The sequence below is a fragment of the Nostoc sp. UHCC 0251 genome (assembly GCF_034932245.1).
In the GTDB taxonomy this organism is placed as follows: Bacteria; Cyanobacteriota; Cyanobacteriia; order Cyanobacteriales; family Nostocaceae; genus Nostoc.
The window spans coordinates 1-18633 of sequence record NZ_JAYGHD010000365.1 but is presented as its reverse complement, the minus strand read 5'-3'; the positions used below and the strand labels follow the sequence as shown (position 1 = coordinate 18633).

Sequence of the window (18633 nt, the reverse complement as noted above, 5' to 3'; positions counted from 1 at the left end):
GGCAGAGGGGGCAGAGGGGGCAGGGGAAGCAGGTTGAGCAGGGGAAGCAGGGGGAGCAGGGGGAGAAAGAATATTGCCTAATAGCTCTTTTCCTCCTCTGCTTATCCGAACCTTCTCATGGCATCTTTACGTCCTTCTCAAGGAGTTTCTAAAGATGCTTCTGAGCTAGATTTTGTGGGAGTGCCTAATTCGTCTACAGTATTCATTAATGAGTCATCCTGTAGCATGGGGTATCTGGTTTGGGAATTTACAACATCTTCAAAAGCTTCAAGATCCTCAAGAACCTCTGATGCAGACTGATATCGCTCTTTGAAGTCATCCAGCACCATTTTACTGAGAATCTTAGCTAGAGAATGACTCACCTGAGAGCGATTGCTCCATTTTATCTCTCCATCAGCATCTCTATCTAGCTCACGGGGTGTTATACCAGTCAAGGCTTTAATCCCAACCATGCCGACTGCATAGATATCACTACTGTAGTGTGGGCGTCCAAAACATTGTTCGCTTGGTGCGTAACCCTGAGTACCAATGCCAATGGTGAAGGGGGTTTGTTCCTGATGATCAAGCTGTCTTGTACTGACTTCTTTGACGGCTCCAAAATCAATCAGAATCAGTTTACCGTCTGAATGTCGGCGGATGATATTGCTGGGCTTAATATCCCGGTGAATCACATGGTTTTTATGGACAAACGTTAATGTTTGCAATAAGTCCCTAATAATTCTGATTACTGCAACTTCCTCAATTGCTCTGCCTGATGGCAATTCCTGATTTAAAGGATGACCAATAATCTGTTCTTGTACTAAATAAAATTCTTCATCTTCTTCAAAATACGCCAAAAGTTGAGGAATTTGAGGGTGTATTCCCAGTTTTTCTAGTGTTTGCGCTTCTGAGTTAAATAATCGTCTGGCAAGTTGCAATGCTTCTGGTTTACTGTTAGCTGGTTTTAATTGTTTGACAACACATTGCGGATTTCCAGGACGTTGGGTATCCTCGGCAATATAGGTTTCGCTGAATCCGCCGGAACCGAGAACTTTGACAATTCTATAGCGTCGAGCCAGGACTTTTCCTGATAAGGCTAAATCTCGTTGCTGAATTAGGTCTTGCAAGTCATCTTGTTGGCTAATAATCTCTTGGACAACGGCGGAAGTTTTATACTTCTGAAAAATGTCTACTAATTGGCGTTTTCTAATACTTTCTCTCACCAATGAAGTTGTTAGATAGGAAAGTCCGATCATTGCGATCGCAATCATTGGTACAGTAGTGGGAAAAATTAACAGACCATAGACAAATAACCCATAACTAATTCCTACCCAACTGCCAGACAGGGCAAGACTATATAGAAATCTATTGATATTACGCTTGCGTCTGCTAATCATCAAGGCTGTACTGCCAACTAGAATTAGCACAAACAAACCCCGCAACAGTGGATTTTTAACGCCTGGGGCGATCGCTTTACCATTCATCAAAGTTGCGATCGCGTTGGCGTGAATTTCCACGCCCGACATGCGTTTAGCGCTGTTGTTAGCAGCGACTGGATAGTAATCATTGTGTAACTTATCTGTTGCACCAATCACCACTATCTTGTCTTTGAAGACCTTTCCCTGTTGCAAATAGGTGTTCCAGTTTTCCGGGTCGAGTACATGCCAAAAGGGTATTTGCTCAAATGTACCCGCAGGCCCCCAAAAATGAATGCGATCGCCCTTTGGTCGCGGATAATTTACTTGTGCTGCCCTAAGCGTTGCTTCATCAAAAGAGGGTAAGTTTTCGATCAAATTACCTTCAGCTAACAACTTAGAAAACTCACTTGCCAATCGATGAACTTTACCATCTACCTCCAGGGGGAAATTAACTGAGCCAATGGACACTGACCCTATACGAAACATCTCTTGTGGGTCAATCAGTTGCATAAAAGATCCTTGGCGCGTCTGGGAATTTTCATAGACGGCTGCTAAGGTAACTTTGCTGCCATATTTTTGCAGTACTGCTTGGAGTTGGCGATCGTCAGTAACTCCATAACTGCTTGGCGTATCAAAAACGACATCTACCGCTACAGAGCGGACACCTGCTTCGATTAACTTTGTAATTACCTGAGCATATGCAGCCCGCTTATAAGGATAAGATTTCAGTGTTTCTAAGTAAGCATACTGTTTCGGATTTGTTTTATAGTACTGTTCGGGAACTGATATTGACTGATCGTCTATTGCTAAAATTACGATGTCTTCTGGAGGCGAAATCGACCCACGCAGTGGAAAAAAGGCAGAAATCGCCTTATTTTCCATCAATTGAACTAATTCTCCACCAGAAGCACTCAGTACTGCTGCACCCATTGCCCAACCGCCAGCAAGAAGATGACCTAAGCGAACCATCCACCTAGACTGACGAGCCGATGCTGTTGACGTTACTTTTGTCGGTTTACTTGACAGTCTATTGGCAGCAGAGACATAGTTTTTAGTTAAGGTAGATGTAGGTTCTTCTGCCATATCGTGTTACTGATTGATTTAAGTCCAACACTTTGATTTATTCAGACCACGTTTTAGTGTAAGCACATTGAAATAAGACTTAAATGATAATCTTATACATTTGTAAAGTATCTTCTATTCATCAACAAACTTTTACTGGCAAAGCTAGTCCCCAAGAGATTCCTACTCAGGTACCTCCTAACTTATTATTTTTCTGTTGAGTGAGTTACAAAAATTGATTGTCTCACAGATCATAGCCGGATATACTTCATCTCTGTACTTGGTTGCGGTTAGATTTTACCCTAACCTAACCAACAAGTACGCTCTTAACTGGGGTTTTACCAGAAGCTGTCCCAAGTCCGTCTTCTGTCTTTGGCGCAATATTGGTACTCTCCACAAAGCGTTTCCTTATACTGAAAGCTTTACCTATAGATAGGCATCAACCTATATCTTACCCTAAGCCTATGCCATACCTCTTTAGGAGTAAACTTTAGTGTTATACAGTTATAAATGCTGTTACTAGTTCAATTTTATTGGTAGATTTTGATCACAGGGTGGCTCTTGCAGTGCCGGAGGTGAATAAGGTTCAGCACCCAGTATCTCAACTCCAATATTGCAGGCGTTTTTATGCCTTGAAAGAGGTAGGATAAAAGCTACAGATGAAGAGTTAGTTTATAGATATTAGCAAACAAGGCATTTGAAAATTGCTATAATCTATTGTTCCATCTAAATTCATATATATTATTAGGTGTAAATTTGTATGGGTTCTCCAATGAATCGTCTGTCTATTTTTGTAGACGGAAATAATATGTTCTATGCTCAACAAAAAAATGGTTGGTTTTTTGACCCGCGGCGAGTCTTAGAATACTTCAAACATGAGCAATCAGAAACAACATTAATTAATGCATTCTGGTACACTGGCTTAAAAGACCCACAAGATCAGCGAGGTTTTAGAGATGCTCTAATTAGTCTAGGATATACAGTTAGAACTAAAATTCTTAAAGAATACTATGATGATACTTCTGGTCGTTACTCGCAAAAAGCGAATTTAGATATTGAAATTGTTGTAGATATGTTTAATACAGTAGACCAGTATGACCGAGTAGTATTATTCAGCGGCGATGGAGATTTTGAAAGAGCAATCGAACTATTACGCTCAAAAAATACACATATTACAGTAGTATCAACAGAAGGAATGATAGCTAGAGAGCTACGCAATGCTACAGACAGATATATAGATTTAAATGATATCAGAGATCAAATAGAAAAAACAGAAGGTTAATAGTTTTAACAATTATTTACAAAGGTAAGAGTAAAAGAAAAACTAAGGTTGAAGATATTTTGATCTACAAGTAAAAACTAAACAACAAACCACAAATGACAAACAAAACAGATCGAATCATAATTTTTGATACTACACTGCGAGATGGAGAGCAGTGTCCGGGAGCGACTCTGAATATAGACGAGAAGCTAGTTATTGCCAAGCAATTAGCGCGTCTGGGTGTAGATGTAATTGAAGCAGGCTTTGCCTTTGCTAGTCCGGGAGATTTTGAAGCAGTCAGCAAGATTGCCAAAATTGTCGGGGTAGAAAATGGCCCGGTAATTTGTAGTTTGGCAAGAGCGATTAAAGCAGACATTGAAGCAGCTGCGGAAGCATTAAAACCAGCAGTCAACGCCAGAATTCACACATTTATTTCAACTTCTGATATTCATTTAGAGTATCAGTTGCGGAAGTCACGGGCAGAAGTGCTAGCGATCGCCGAAGAAATGGTAGCTTATGCCAAGTCCTTCATGACAGATGTAGAATTTTCGCCGATGGATGCGGCTCGTTCCGATCCAGAATTTCTTTACCAAGTGTTAGAGCGAACGATCGCAGCTGGTGCAACAACAGTTAACATTCCCGATACTGTTGGTTATACCACCCCTAGCGAATTTGGAGCCATCATTAAGGGGATTATCGAAAATGTGCCCAACATCGACCAAGCGATTATTTCCGTTCACGGTCATAATGATTTAGGCTTGGCAGTTGCTAACTTCTTAGAAGCCGTGAAAAATGGCGCACGCCAACTAGAATGTACCATCAACGGGATTGGCGAACGTGCCGGAAATGCATCATTAGAAGAATTGGTGATGGCGCTACATGTGCGGCGACAATATTTTAATCCTTATCTCGGCAGACCAGAAGAATCTCAAGAATCCCTGACAAATATAGACACCCGGCAAATTTATAAAACATCACGCTTAGTTTCCAATTTGACGGGAATGTTAGTACAACCAAATAAAGCGATCGTCGGCGCGAATGCCTTTGCCCATGAGTCTGGGATTCACCAAGATGGTGTGCTAAAAAATAAGCTCACTTACGAAATTATGGATGCCCAATTGATTGGCTTGACAGACAATCAAATAGTTTTGGGCAAACATTCAGGCAGAAATGCTTTCCGCACTCGGTTGAAAGAATTGGGCTTTGAACTGTCAGATACTGAGTTAAATAAAGCATTCGTCAGATTCAAAGATGTAGCAGATAAAAAGAAAGATATTTCTGATTGGGATTTGGAAGCGATCGTTAACGATGAAATCCAACAAGCGCCCGATTTGTTCCGAGTAGAATTGGTGCAAGTTTCCTGTGGTAGCAACGCCCGCCCCACTGCTACAGTTACCTTGCGTACCCCGGAAGGTGAAGAATTAACCGATGCTGCGATCGGTACTGGGCCGGTAGATGCAGTTTACAAAGCCATCAACCGTGTGGTAAATGTCCCCAACGAGTTGATTGAGTTTTCTGTGCAGTCAGTAACAGCCGGGATTGATGCTATTGGAGAAGTGACGATTCGTTTACGTTATGAATCTAAAGTTTTTTCTGGCCATGCAGCGAACACAGATATCATCGTGGCATCCGCGCAAGCTTATGTAAATGCGCTCAATAGGCTGTATTCTGCGTTGCAAAGGCAAGAAAAGCCAGAGGAAGTATCGGCACAGAAAGTCTGAGATTGTATCTGTCAAACTGCCCATAATACAAGCACCGCACCTTGTTTTTAACTGATGCGAAAAAACTCCTTCCCGACTTTGGGGAGGAGTTATACCAATTCGCAATTCGCAATTCGCAATTAATAAACTTAGATGCAGCAAGACTTTCCTGATTTACATCTGTTGCCTCATTTTAGAGAATTGGTATTAGGTGTGAGTTCCGAAAATTTGTTAGAAAATTATGCTGAGTGAAAAACATCTCACTATTAGAGAAGCCACCGCTGAAGAAGACTCAGTGATTGCAAAACACTCTTACCAAATGTGGTTAGATATTGGTGTGCATGAGAGTAATATCGATCTTGATTGGCAGAAGATTACCCTCAAATTCATAGAAGAGGCGCGTCAATATTTGTTTTACAAGGCTTTTGTTGCAGAGATTGATAATACAATCGTGGGTTCTGTAAGCTGTCAACTGTTTGCAGGTTTATACCCGAATGTTTTCAAAGATGAATATCGCAAGTTTGGATATATTTGGGGCGTTTATGTAGAACAATCTTACCGCAGACAAGGCATTGCTAAATGCTTAACTAATAGAGCAATTGAATATTTAAAAGCGATCGGTTGCACGCGAGTACTTCTTAACGCCTCGCCATCGGGAAAACCAGTTTACTCCAGTCTCGGTTTCTCTGAAGGGAATGTAATGCAATTAGATTTGATTTGAGTACAGCATTTTATTTGCCTTGTAGTGGTGTGTTATCAACCTAAATTGATGAAGTTCTACAAATATCATGCTCTTGGCAATGACTATCTAGTTATTAATCCCCAAGATTTATTATTTCCGCTTACCCCGGAAAAAATTAAAACAATTAAATAGCATAGCACGACCCTATATAAACATTCTGTGAGATGAGATTTGTCTACAGACAAGTCTTCAAATTATTCAACGATCGCAAAAGACAAGCGATCGCATCACGACAACGCCAAAACTACGTCAAGCATAAGCGATCGCATCTTGTTAAATTTCAGTACGTTATATTATCTTTGCATAGACGCAACGTGGCTTATCCTCAGGTATTACATTCTCAAGTAACTTGGTCAAAGATTTTTGGCTTTGGCTTTCTCTATCAACCTCAAACAAGCATGAATTGTTGCTAAATAGTAATAAAACATCCAGCTATACCAAATACCTTTATCAAAATCTGTCTTTTGTTGTTCATTATGATGGCGGACACCAAAGTTATTAGCCAGATTAAACAATTCTCCCTCGTCCTTAGAAGTGATTACCTGCTTAATTTTGGCTCTAAGAAACTCTAATACATCTACTAAGTCTCTGATAGCGTCACGCCTGTCATTAAGAGATGAACGATATCGCCGAAATTTGAGAATAGCTGTTTCTACTCTTTTTTCAACATTTTCTGGATCATAACTAGGTAAATCTGCCTCGAAAAGCAAATCTAGCCCTTGTTCTGCTAGTTCTAAAATTTCACCATTTTCAGAGAGTTCATAACCATCTTTATAGTCGCAAATAATATTATTTATTTTATCCCTAAATTCTTTCTGGCCACCTTTTTTATCAAATGTATGATAGTGCCAACCACAATTAGCATAAGTGTGATGGAAACCATCAATAGGCTTGGATATCCAGTCATGTAATAATTCAATCACATCGAAGAAATCGTCTTCACTATAATTTACACACTTATCTTGGATCTGCCATAAGTTAGGCTTTCGCAAAGTTCTAAACATTTGAGCTTCAATATCACCTCCTAGTTTACCTGCTACTTCTCCCCCGTCTACGCATTCATAACCGAAAGCCTCTTGAAAATAATCGTTTGACCTAAACTCCAAATATATATCTCGAAACAAACGACAAAGCATGGGCAAATCGAAGCGAACCGCGTCTGGATTTTTGCCTGTACGTGTAGAATAGTATTGTCGATTAACCATATTGTTTTTTCGATAAATGTGTTTAGTACTGATTAAGAGATTAGTTTGCTGGGTGTAAATAACGCCTTATATCATAGCTAATACTTAAAGCTATCGTCTAGTTAAGTGAGGAGTTAAACCGTTTAGCCTACGGTCTTATAAGATTAAATACAGCACATTTTTCCACAAATTCTAATTTATTAGGTTCGTCTGAAGTGCATTGACCAAAGAGAAATGATCAAACTACTAAAATTATCCAATCTTTTTAATATTGAATATGGAGCGATCGCTTACAATACAGTCAGATAAGTTTGCTCAGAATTCATCGGCAAAATCCGCAACTTCCGATTTTTAAGGTCTGGTTCTAACCCTAAAACTTCCATTGGTGTTACACCTAAAAGGGGATATGGTACTTCTGTGAGTTCCAGACAATCAAAGGTTCCTTGACGTTCTCCAATGCTAAGTTCAACATCTCGGAAAATCCGCCCCTGCTGCACTCCAGCCGCAGTCTCTACCTGGGCTTCTCCACCTTGAACTAAACCTAGTTGACTAATAATGCTAGCAGGTAAACATAGTAAAGTTGCACCCGTATCAACTAAAACATTATCCAAAATACAACAGCGAACTTCCTCTGGAGAAATAAAGCCTCGCTGTGCCAAAACTTGATCAATTCGATTCGTGACAGTGAGGGTAATTATTACTTGCCCCATTTGCTTACCTTGAAGATTTGGCAGTACTAGCTTACCCATTTCAGCAAACTCCTGAAAACAAAATATTTTTGAGAGATGCCTTAAAATACAAAGACGCAAAAGCACTTTCTGCGCCTCTGCGTCTCTGCATCAGATATTCTCTACTTACACCATCTCAGACGAAGCCTGCACCATTGGCTGAGGCTGCGGCTGGAACATAAACAACGAGTAAACAACGTCTCGGCGAATGTTAACCATCATATCCAAGAACAATTCGTAACCCTCGCTCTTGTATTCAATCAGTGGGTCTTTTTGACCGTAACCTCGTAATCCTACTGATTCACGTAAGGCATCCATTTGTTGCAGGTGTTCCCGCCACAGGGTATCAATGCGTTGCAAGATAAAGAAGCGTTCAGCTTGGCGCATAAGTCCGGGTTGAACTTGGTCAATCTGCGCTTCTTTGAGGTCATAAGCAATTCGCACCTGTTCGTGGAGGAAGGCTTTAATCTCGCTGACTGTCATATCTTCTAATTGATTTGGTTGCAAATCCGCTAGCAGATAGACGAATTCTTTAACTTTCTCAACCAGCTTTTCTAACTCCCATTCTTCCGAGGGCAAGTCTACGTTGATGTAGTAATCAACGATGTCATCCATCGTTTTTTCAGCGTACTTGATTACCTGTTCTTTCAAGTCTTGACCTTCTAACACCCGACGCCGTTCAGCGTAAATTGCACGACGTTGATTGTTCATCACCTCGTCATACTCAAATACCTGCTTACGAATGTCGTAGTAGTAGGTTTCAACTTTTTTCTGTGCGCCTTCCAAACTGCGGGTAAGCATCCCAGATTCGATGGGCATATCTTCTTCCACTTGGAAGGCATTCATTAACCCAGCAACGCGATCGCCACCAAAAATCCGCAATAAGTTATCCTCTAAACTGAGGAAGAATCTCGTGGTTCCAGGGTCGCCTTGTCTTCCTGCACGTCCGCGCAACTGGTTATCAATCCGCCGTGATTCGTGGCGTTCTGTACCAATTACGTGTAAACCACCGATTCCCACTACCTCATCATGTTCGCGGGTAGTAAATTGTTCATATTCGTGCTTAACACGGTTGTAAGCTTCCCGCAATTTCTGAATTACAGGGTCATCAATGGGAGCTTTTTCGGCTGCCACAGCTACCTTTTCTTCAGCTTCCAGTTCTGGTAAACTGCGATCGCCATATTCACGCACCGCAATTTCTACTGCATCTTTGAGTAGTTTTTCTGTTTCTTTTGTCAACTGGGTGGGGAAAATTTCTGGTGAAGCCCGCCAAGTTTTGACTTTTTTACCAGGGACAAAGCCTTGACCACCACCATGTCCTGTGGGTAATCCGGCTGGTCTTTGAACGCCAAAGCTATCTTCATCTTCTGGCATGACGATCCGGGGCATGAAATATTCCCGCAGCTTCAGACGTGCCATGTATTCGGAGTTACCACCCAGGATGATGTCTGTACCTCTACCAGCCATGTTGGTAGCAATGGTAACAGCGCCTTTTCGTCCGGCTTGGGCGACGATTTCCGCCTCACGCTCAACGTTTTCGGGTCGGGCATTGAGTAATTCGTGGGGAATCGCCAATTCCTTCAACAGCCGGCTCAGAAGTTCGGACTTTTCTACACTAGTGGTTCCTACTAATACAGGTCTGCCGAGTTCGTGCATTTCGGCACATTCTCTAGCGATCGCACCCCACTTGCCCGGTTCTGTCTTAAAGACCATATCAGACAAGTCTTCGCGTCTTCTGTCACGGTTGGTAGGAATTACCGCAACTTCCAATTTGTAAATTTTTTCAAATTCCGTTTCTTCTGTTTTTGCCGTTCCGGTCATTCCACCAAGCTTTGGATACAGCAAGAACAGATTTTGATAAGTAATTGTCGCTAGAGTTTGAGTTTCTGGCTGAATTTCTACGTGTTCTTTGGCTTCAATTGCTTGGTGTAGTCCATCACTCCAACGCCGTCCGGGTAGCACCCGACCAGTAAATTCATCCACAATTACCACTTCGCCATTGCGGACGATGTAATTTACATCCTTGAGAAAAAGTTCTTTGGCTTTAATTGCATTGAAAACGAAGTGCGCCCAAGGATCTTCTGGGTCAAATAAATCTGTGACTCCCAAAAGATTTTCGGCTTCTGCAAAACCTTCATCAGTCAAAAGCACGTTACGAGCTTTTTCATCCACATCATAATGCTCGTCTTTTTTGAGCGTGAATGCGATTTCAGCGGCTTGCAGATACTTCTCTGTAGGTCTTTCCACCTGCCCGGAAATAATCAGCGGTGTCCTTGCTTCATCAACTAAAATCGAGTCTACCTCGTCAATCACGCAATAATTGAATGGGCGTTGCACCACATCTGCCATTGATGTCGCCATGTTATCCCGGAGGTAGTCAAACCCTACTTCGCTGTTGGTGACATAAGTAATATCGCAGTCGTAATTTTTCTGGCGTTCGCTGGGAGTCATGGTTGACTGGATTAGCCCCACACTTAGCCCCAAGAACCGATGCACCTGCCCCATCCATTCAGCATCCCGACGAGCCAGGTAATCGTTCACAGTAACGACGTGTACACCTTTGCCGGTAAGGCCATTTAAATAACTTGGTAAAGTTGCTACGAGCGTTTTACCCTCACCAGTTTTCATTTCGGCAATTTGCCCTACATGCAAAATGATACCGCCAAGGAGTTGGACATCAAAGTGCCGCAAGCCTAAGACTCGCCGTCCTGCTTCCCGGACAACGGCGTAAGCTTCGGGCAATAGGTCATCCAGAGTTTCACCTTTGGCAAACCGTTGTTTAAATTCGACGGTTTTACCTTTTAACTCCTCATCGGAAAGAGCCTTAATTTCTTCCTCTAGAAGGTTAATTTCAGTAACAGAAGGTTGGTATTTTTTAAGCTTACGAGCGTTGGGGTCGCCCAACAAAAGTTTTAGCATGGCAGATTATAGAACTGAATCAAGGGGGATGGGGATTAAAGGTTTGGCATTGATTATAAACATTTAACCCAACCCAACCTTCTTGGTTGTGGATGGGTGTCAAATCAGAATTAACTCAAAAACAGGAGAAAAACGAGGCAATCAGTTTACTAAATGATTGGTTTTAACTCTTATCTGATTATTTAGTCTTTCTTCATAGTATCATTTTGCCCCCAGATGGGGCCAGAGATGCGGGAGCAGGGGGAGATGAGGGAGCAAACAAATAATTATTCTTCCTCATCCCCTTCATCCTTTTACCTTAATTCGAGTTCTTCCATTCTGCTTTCAGGCGGCGGAAATTATAATCACTAGCGCCTTGATGACAACTGACACAACTGCCAACCTGGACGGGACGCGGTAACTCAACTCCTGGATGCAAAGCTTTGAAATAACGTGAGTTGTTGACGCGATAGGGTGTTTCTTCGTCATCTCGCTGGACACGGGAGAAAGTCGAAAGGTATTTCCACACTAAGATGCGCGGTGGATCGACTAAAGGCTTGATTTGTGCGCCGTAGTGCTGTGAATCTTGCAGGAGATTTTTCCAAGTTTGGGTGGGTAAAACGGCTGGTGGTAAGCCAATGTGGCATGTAGAGCAGTTTTCCAAATACAGTTCTTGCCCTAATTGGTACTGTGCAGGCACTACGTCAACAGTGCCAATTTCAGCGGTGGGAGTAACACTTTGGGCATTAGTTGCTAAGGCTAGAAGCCAACCCATAGCTAGGCTCCACGTTACAATTACCAGAAGTAAACCAAAAAATTGGCGTTTGAATTGGCGTTCGGCGCTTTGCTGTAGCACTTGGCGTTGGCGTAGCCCGCCGTAGGCATCGCGGTTTTTGCGCTTAACAAAAATTGACATTCCTCACATTCCCAGAGATTTAGAAGTGGCGCTTGTGCTAATCATAGGACTTACGCAGCGTTGGTAGTAGCAACATAGCAATGCCTCTTGGCAAGTCCTTCTGCGTCTGTGCATCTCTCAACATTTCAAGGAAAAACCTTTTAGCAGTTTTAACCTGACTCACTAGAAAAATCAGCCACAATATCTCGGATTTCATTTGCACCAATATCTTCTCGGTCAGATTTGGAACAAATCGTTAGTAGCAAAATACTTGTAGGTGACTAAACTTGATAAATCAATCGGTATCCAGCACTCTTACCTTTTTGAATACTACTGTTGCGTACTCTTACCTTGTAAACAAGATACTCTTCACCAATGCCCGCAATCCTATCTCCTATAAAATTCCTTTGTTGTAATTGCTCAATAATCGGTTGAACATCAGAGCGAATATTGCGGAATCTCTTAGAGAGGTAGCGCAAGTTTTGTTTATATTCAGGAGTTAAATCGATTAATACCGATGGCTGTTCATTCGGCATCGATTCCCTCCCACATTTCCGATAATGGCAGGCGTTGCCCAGCTTTTGCTTGCTGCAAGGCTCTTCTCAAGCTAGCTTTAATCTCCTCAACTGGTGTATCGTCAGGATCATCCTCTTCTACCTGCTCTGGAACCAACACAATCACCCGAACCTGATGAGGATAAGTTGTTCCCTGAATTGGCTCATCTAGGATCAGGTTTCCCTGAGAGTCAATCTTGCCAGTAACTTCGATCGCTTTCATTATGTTATCTACCTCATTTTGTTGGAGATTCTAACATCCTGAAATCTAAGCAGGATAAAACCTTAAGCTTAGGGAATAGAAACCGATCGCAATAATCGCTCAACAACAGTTCTTGCATTCCTTCCTCCTCTTGGGATAAGGCGATGACAAAGAACATGAGGAACGAGAAATTTCACATCATCAGGAATCGCATAATCACGCCCTAATAGAAAAGCTAGCGCTTGGGCAGCCCGTTGTAATGCTAATGTGCCACGCGGACTAACACCAAGGGCTATTTCCTCATCTTGCCGTGTTACTCGTACTAATTCGAGGATGTACTGTTGCAAGGAAGTTGCCACTTTTACTTGAGAACATAGGTAACGCAATTCCTGTACTTCTGCCAAGGTAATACAAGGCTGCAAATCAGCAACCTTCACACCATTTTGGAGATTTTGCAGCATTTGGAGTTCTTCTGCCTCGGAAGGATAACCCAAACTCAGCGACAACATGAACCGATCCATTTGCGCTTCCGGCAGAGGAAAAGTACCTTGATACTCAATAGGGTTTTGAGTGGCAATGACAAAAAAAGGCTGGGGAACTGCACGAGAGACACCATCGACTGTTACCTGATGTTCTTCCATAACTTCCAGTAAAGCTGACTGAGTGCGGGGTGTAGCGCGGTTAATTTCGTCAGCTAGGAGAATATTGGTAAAGACTGGCCCAGGAAGAAAAGTAAATTCGCCGCTTTTTGGGTTCCAGATGTTAGTGCCAGTAATGTCAGTTGGCAGTAAATCGGGGGTACATTGTAGCCGTTGAAACTTACCATCCAATGAACGAGCTAGAGATTTAGCGAGTAGGGTTTTACCAACACCAGGGACATCTTCTAGCAAGGCATGACCACCACCTAGCAAGGCTACTAGCACTAAGCGTATTGCCTCAGCTTTACCAACGATGGTAAGAGCGAGATTTTGTGTTAAAGCGTCAATTTTGTCTCTCATACGTCTGGGGAGTGGGGAGTAGGGAATAGGGAATGGAGGGATGAGGGAAATAAGGGAGATAAAGGAAGAGTTTTTCCAATGCCCCATGCCCTATTTATTGTTCCCACTAAACACTCAAAACTTCTTTAGCAACAACACAGTCAAGTTGAATTTGTGTTTTCAAAGCTTCTAGAGAAGCAAATTTTTGTTCAGGGCGCAAAAACTTCACTAGTTCCACAGCCAGTTTTTTGCCATACAAATCACCAGACCAATCGAACAGATGTACTTCCGCAGATGAATAAGTACCATTTACAGTTGGGCGGTTACCGATGTTCATCACACCTAAGCTCTCATTAGGAGCGACATCTGATGTTTCACTGAGAGTAAAAACACGGACAGCATAAACTCCTTGGCGGGGCAAGAACTTTTCTTTGGGTAGTTGGAGGTTGGCGGTGGGAAAGCCAATTGTTCTGCCCAATTGTTGACCTTGAACGACAACACCAAGGAGGGTGTAGGGGCGTCCTAGTAGTAGATTTGCATTTTCGATGTCACCTTGCTCAAGGGTTTGACGGATCAATGAAGTGCTAATGCGGGCATCCTGAGTCGGAGTAGTACTGACGCAACTGCTTTGGGTGGGCGAGTCACCTGTATAAGTTTGTAAGGGAACGATGGTAACGGGGATATTGTACTTGGCGGCAATTAATTGCAAATCTTTGGCAGTACCACTGCGCTTTTCGCCAAAACAAAAATCCTGCCCGATGCTAATTCGCTGGCATCGCAGTTGTTGCACAAGAATTTTTTCGACGAATTCTTGGGGGGTCAAAGCAGATAGTTCTTTGTCAAAGGGTAGTAATACCAGTTGTTCTACCCCAAGCGATCGCAATTGTTGGACTTTTTCATCCAGTGGCGTTAACAAAGTTCGGGGCTGCCCGGTAAAAAATTCCTGTGGATGGGGGTCAAAGGTGACAACTGTTGAGTAGGTATATTGTTGATTAGTCAGTTGTCCGTTGTCTGTTGTAAGTTGTTGATTTTCGTTTGACTGCGGACTACTAGCTACTGACAATTGACCATCAGCGTGCAAGACTGGTTGAATTACCCTTTGATGACCAAGATGAACACCATCAAACTTGCCAAGGGCAACAGCAGTCGGCGTTAGCAGCCCTTCACTCGAAGAAGCAACCCACACAGAACACCCATTTTGAGACAAATTTAGCACGTGGATTCTGAGATTTTAGGTTTATTTTAGCTATCAGCAGGAAGCTACCTTATAGTAAACCGCCTTGAGGAGTACAGGTTTTCTAGTAGCAACTTGTAATTTGTAATTTGTCATTTGTCATTTGTCATTTGTCCTTTGTTCTCTCTTACAAAATTTCCACTCTTAAGCAAGCTAGCAATAGCGTCTCGTAGAGAAGCCAGACGCTCTCTACAAGACGATGTGCGTAGTAGATAGCTTGCTTCCCCCCAGGGGTATGCGGACTCGACGAATCGCTACTCTATCGCCGGAAGTCGTCGCACCCTGCGGGATCTTGCTACAGATTTTGCGCTTTGTCCAATAACTAATGACCAATGACCAATGACCAATGACTGCTGAAAGCTTCTGATCACCAATCTAATCTAAAATCTCCAATTCCTCCGATCGCAATCTTTAGGTAGAAAATTTACTAACAGGAAAAGATTCTGATAAGGCAACAGAGGTGGGAATCTGAAGTACCATTCCTTCCCGTGCCATGATCGCCCCAGGAAATTTTGCAGCGGCTTCTTTCCCTACACAATCCAAAAAGTCGTCATTGTGTGCAGGGTCGTGGTGGTAAATCACCAGAGTTTTGACATTAGCAGCTTGTGCCACTTTCACAGCTTCTTGCCAGGTAGAATGTCCCCAGCCAATTTTTGGGGATTTTGGCGAGTAGTATTCCTCGTCTGTGTAGGTGGAATCGTAAACCAGAATGTCAGCATTACGAGCTAGCCACAGCACATTGTCATCGAGTCGGTCGGGGAAATGTTCGGTATCGGTAATATAAGTAGCAGCACCACCACGCCAGTTGACGCGGTATCCTACGGCTTCACCTGGATGGTTTAAAGGTGCTGTTTCTACGGTAACGTCATCGATGTGGATTGGTTGCCCCGGTCGAATGTCGTAGAAATTTAAATTAGCTTGCATAATCTGCAAGGGTACGGGAAAGTTCGGGTGCAACATCTGGTCATTGAGGCGCTGTTCTATGGTAGAACCATCAGGTGCGATCGCGCCGTAGATATGAAAGTCATTTCCCTTCACAAATCCTGGGGTAAAGAAGGGAAAACCCTGCATGTGGTCCCAGTGAGAGTGGGTAAAAAATATATGAGCTTCTAACGGCATTTGACGCAATAAAGATTGCCCCAAAACATGTAGTCCCGTGCCTGCATCGAAAATTAAGCGTTTATCGCCCGCTTGCATTGATATGCAAGGGGTATTACCGCCGTAACGAACGGTGTGTGGCCCTGGACTGGGGATGCTGCCGCGAACGCCCCAAAATTGCACGCTGAATTGGTTCTCTATCCTAGACATGGGTGTTGCTTGCTGGACTGAGCGGGCGATAAGTGGAAAAATTGTTACTTATTGTGTCTAACTTGATGCTGTCTCACCGACTTTGCTAGAGGGAAGATTTCTTGGTAAAACAGCATACCCTGTTTCTGGCTGATTGTGTAAATGTGAATGGGATAGTCTCAAGTAGAATTGTTCAGTTTTTCGGATGGATGTGTATCGGTTATTTCAAGAGTGCCCCTACGTTATAGCCTACATTTTTCTCTGATGCATTTGAATTACTCTAGTTTTATCCTGATAAATCAAATAAATCACAGAAAATTGAATTCCCAGTCAGACAATTTTTCTAGTCCAGTTGCGTAGGTAAGATTGTATTGTAACGGAGTTATACTGATGTGGTTTTTACGTACGACATGCACATCTAACGGTACATTTTGAAGCAAATTTAATCCGGTTGGGGGTTCTACATCCTCAATTACCTCTCCGGTTAACCAGTAGTATGTTTTTCCACGAGGATCAACTCGTTTATCAAACACATCAATGTAATGCCGTAGGCCTTGACGGGTGAGAGTAACTCCGGCAATTTCTTCCCATTTGACCGCAGGAATATTGACGTTGAGCAACATTAAATCTGGCAGCGGCTTTTGGGCTAACTGGTCTACAAGAACTGTGGCAAACTTAGCAGCAGCTTGAAAGTCTCTAGATGTATGACTTATAAGACTCAGCGCTACACTGGGAATGCCTTCAATTAAACCTTCCATTGCCGCTGAAACAGTTCCAGAATATAAGATTTCAGTTCCCAAATTCGCGCCTTGATTAATGCCAGAGAGAACCAAATCTGGGGGAGAATCTAGCAAAGCCCACAGCGCTAATTTGACGCAATCTGAAGGCGTACCATCACAAGCCCAAGCTTTGATGGCAGGATGAAAAATCCCTTCAACAATTTCGGCGCGAATGGGTTGGTGTAAAGTTAATCCGTGTCCAGTTGCCGATCGCTCTCGATCTGGGCAAACTACACTAACATCATGACCTGCCTCTGCCAAGTAGTTGGCTAGGGTACGAATACCCAAAGCAGAAATGCCGTCATCGTTGCTAATTAGTAATTTCATAGTCATTGGTCATTAGTCATTAGTTATTAGTTATTTGTTATTAGCGATTTGTCAATGTCTGAGGTCACAAGCAGCAAAAAAACATTTATACTTAGTACATTGTGGCGGAAGTTTGCCTACCTTTAAGACAAGTTGTTTAATACTCTAAGTCTTGTAAGTTAAGATGTTAGCTGGATTTATGTCAAGCTGTTTTAGCCCAATCGCCTCTAACTGATAAACAGAGGTTTAATTTCGACCCACCCCTTTGGCTAATGTTAATGGATCTGACTGTAAGTTTATTTATCGAGCAGCTCACAGCTTTTGACTATAGACTAATGACTAAAGACCAATGACTAATAACTAATGACTAGCAATTTAGAAGCTCAACTTTTAGCACTGCGGCAGGAAGGAGAAAAAGCGATCGCAGCCGCTGACACCTTAGAACGTCTGGAAGAACTCAGAGTTAACTATCTGGGTAAGAAAGGGGAACTGGGGGCACTGTTGCGAAGTATGGGGCAGATGAGTGCAGAGGAACGACCGAAAATTGGAGCGATCGCTAATACAGTTAAAGAATCTCTGCAAACTAGTCTAGACCAGCAACGCACTGCCCTCGAAGCCGCGCAGATTCAGTTACAGCTAGAGGCGGAAACTCTGGATGTAACTATGCCGGGGATTTACAGCCCCCAAGGTCGCATTCATCCCCTCAATGGCATTATCGACCGGGCGCTGGATATCTTTGTTGGTATGGGTTACACCGTGGCTCAAGGGCCAGAAATGGAAACAGATTACTATAATTTCGAGGCTCTCAATACCCCGCCAGATCACCCAGCCCGTGATATGCAGGATACCTTCTACCTGCCAGATGGTAATCTCCTCCGCACTCATACCTCCTCAGTGCAAATTCGTTACATGGAAAGAGAAGATCCCCCGATTCGGGTTGTGGCTCCAGGGCGAGTTTATCGGCGAGATAATGTAGATGCGACTCACTCGGCAGTTTTCCATCAAATAGAACTTTTAGCCATTGATGAGGGACTAACTTTTACAGACCTCAAGGGCACAATTAAAGTATTTTTACAAACAATATTTGGTGATTTGCCAATTCGCTTCCGCGCCAGTTATTTCCCGTTTACTGAACCATCGGCTGAGGTGGATTTGCAGTGGAATGGGCGCTGGCTGGAGGTAATGGGCTGCGGTATGGTCGATCCAAATGTACTTAAATCTGTGGGTTACGATCCAGAAATTTATACTGGATTTGCTGCCGGTTTTGGTGTAGAACGCTTTGCAATGGTGTTACATCAAATCGATGATATTCGTCGCTTGTATGCTAGTGATTTGCGGTTTTTGCAGCAATTTTAGGTAATTAGTTGCTTTAAATAACCCTCTCCTAAGAAACCGTATTTGCTTCGGGCTGGGGAACAAGCTCAAAA

The 18633-nt window shown here is 42.9% G+C and carries 15 protein-coding genes and 2 pseudogenes; 6 read left to right on the top strand and 11 right to left on the bottom strand.

What is annotated here, in order from left to right; all coding sequences use genetic code 11:
* Positions 1-137: 137 nt before the first annotated feature.
* A complete protein-coding gene (locus VB740_RS30895; protein WP_323203646.1) occupies positions 138-2480 on the bottom strand; it encodes a CHASE2 domain-containing serine/threonine-protein kinase in 2343 nt (780 codons plus the stop codon).
* 739 nt (positions 2481-3219) lie between these two features.
* On the opposite strand from VB740_RS30895, the gene VB740_RS30890 reads away from it, so the two are divergent.
* The 5 genes and pseudogenes from VB740_RS30890 (at position 3220) to VB740_RS30870 (ending at position 6510) form a co-directional block, all read left to right on the top strand.
* Positions 3220-3741, top strand: a complete 522-nt coding sequence (locus VB740_RS30890; protein WP_041565194.1) for an NYN domain-containing protein — start codon at positions 3220-3222, stop codon at positions 3739-3741.
* 95 nt (positions 3742-3836) lie between these two features.
* The gene (locus VB740_RS30885) at positions 3837-5441 is read left to right on the top strand and encodes a 2-isopropylmalate synthase (RefSeq protein ID WP_323203645.1); all 1605 of its coding nucleotides are present in this window, start codon (positions 3837-3839) and stop codon (positions 5439-5441) included.
* A 220-nt stretch (positions 5442-5661) separates the two neighbouring features.
* Positions 5662-6141 (top strand): GNAT family N-acetyltransferase, encoded by a 480-nt coding sequence (locus tag VB740_RS30880; RefSeq protein WP_323203644.1) that lies wholly within the window; start codon positions 5662-5664, stop codon positions 6139-6141.
* 48 nt (positions 6142-6189) lie between these two features.
* Positions 6190-6288 (top strand): annotated as a pseudogene (locus tag VB740_RS30875) (diaminopimelate epimerase); the annotation flags it as partial.
* Between the two features lie 45 nt (positions 6289-6333).
* On the top strand, positions 6334-6510 hold the full coding sequence (locus VB740_RS30870) for a hypothetical protein (RefSeq protein ID WP_323203643.1): 177 nt from the start codon (positions 6334-6336) through the stop codon (positions 6508-6510).
* A 5-nt stretch (positions 6511-6515) separates the two neighbouring features.
* Here the strand turns inward: VB740_RS30870 and VB740_RS30865 are convergent, their stop codons facing one another.
* From VB740_RS30865 to surE, 10 genes and pseudogenes are all read right to left on the bottom strand, one after another.
* Positions 6516-7367, bottom strand: a complete 852-nt coding sequence (locus tag VB740_RS30865) for a hypothetical protein (protein ID WP_323203642.1) — start codon at positions 7365-7367, stop codon at positions 6516-6518.
* Between the two features lie 269 nt (positions 7368-7636).
* Entirely contained in the window at positions 7637-8095 is a 459-nt protein-coding gene (locus tag VB740_RS30860; RefSeq protein ID WP_323203641.1) for an aspartyl protease family protein, read from the bottom strand.
* 105 nt (positions 8096-8200) lie between these two features.
* The gene (secA, locus tag VB740_RS30855) at positions 8201-10993 is read right to left on the bottom strand and encodes a preprotein translocase subunit SecA (protein ID WP_323203640.1); all 2793 of its coding nucleotides are present in this window, start codon (positions 10991-10993) and stop codon (positions 8201-8203) included.
* A gap of 298 nt (positions 10994-11291) precedes the next feature.
* Positions 11292-11888, bottom strand: coding sequence for a cytochrome C (locus VB740_RS30850; RefSeq protein WP_323203639.1), 597 nt, complete (start codon positions 11886-11888; stop codon positions 11292-11294).
* Positions 11889-12037: 149 nt separating this feature from the next.
* Positions 12038-12403: pseudogene (locus tag VB740_RS30845) on the bottom strand (type II toxin-antitoxin system RelE/ParE family toxin).
* Positions 12393-12644, bottom strand: coding sequence for a hypothetical protein (locus tag VB740_RS30840; protein WP_229464956.1), 252 nt, complete (start codon positions 12642-12644; stop codon positions 12393-12395). Before VB740_RS30840 ends, VB740_RS30845 begins: the two are co-directional and overlap by 11 nt.
* Before the next feature lie 68 nt (positions 12645-12712).
* Positions 12713-13621, bottom strand: a complete 909-nt coding sequence (locus VB740_RS30835) for a MoxR family ATPase (RefSeq protein ID WP_323203637.1) — start codon at positions 13619-13621, stop codon at positions 12713-12715.
* A 106-nt stretch (positions 13622-13727) separates the two neighbouring features.
* Complete coding sequence (locus VB740_RS30830) at positions 13728-14816, bottom strand: bifunctional riboflavin kinase/FAD synthetase (protein WP_323203636.1); 1089 nt, start codon at positions 14814-14816, stop codon at positions 13728-13730.
* A gap of 429 nt (positions 14817-15245) precedes the next feature.
* On the bottom strand, positions 15246-16142 hold the full coding sequence (locus VB740_RS30825; RefSeq protein WP_323203635.1) for an MBL fold metallo-hydrolase: 897 nt from the start codon (positions 16140-16142) through the stop codon (positions 15246-15248).
* 287 nt (positions 16143-16429) lie between these two features.
* On the bottom strand, positions 16430-17227 hold the full coding sequence (gene surE, locus VB740_RS30820) for a 5'/3'-nucleotidase SurE (protein ID WP_323203647.1): 798 nt from the start codon (positions 17225-17227) through the stop codon (positions 16430-16432).
* Between the two features lie 342 nt (positions 17228-17569).
* Between surE and pheS the strand changes: the two genes are divergently transcribed.
* Complete coding sequence (pheS, locus tag VB740_RS30815; protein WP_323203634.1) at positions 17570-18562, top strand: phenylalanine--tRNA ligase subunit alpha; 993 nt, start codon at positions 17570-17572, stop codon at positions 18560-18562.
* Positions 18563-18633: the final 71 nt, after the last annotated feature.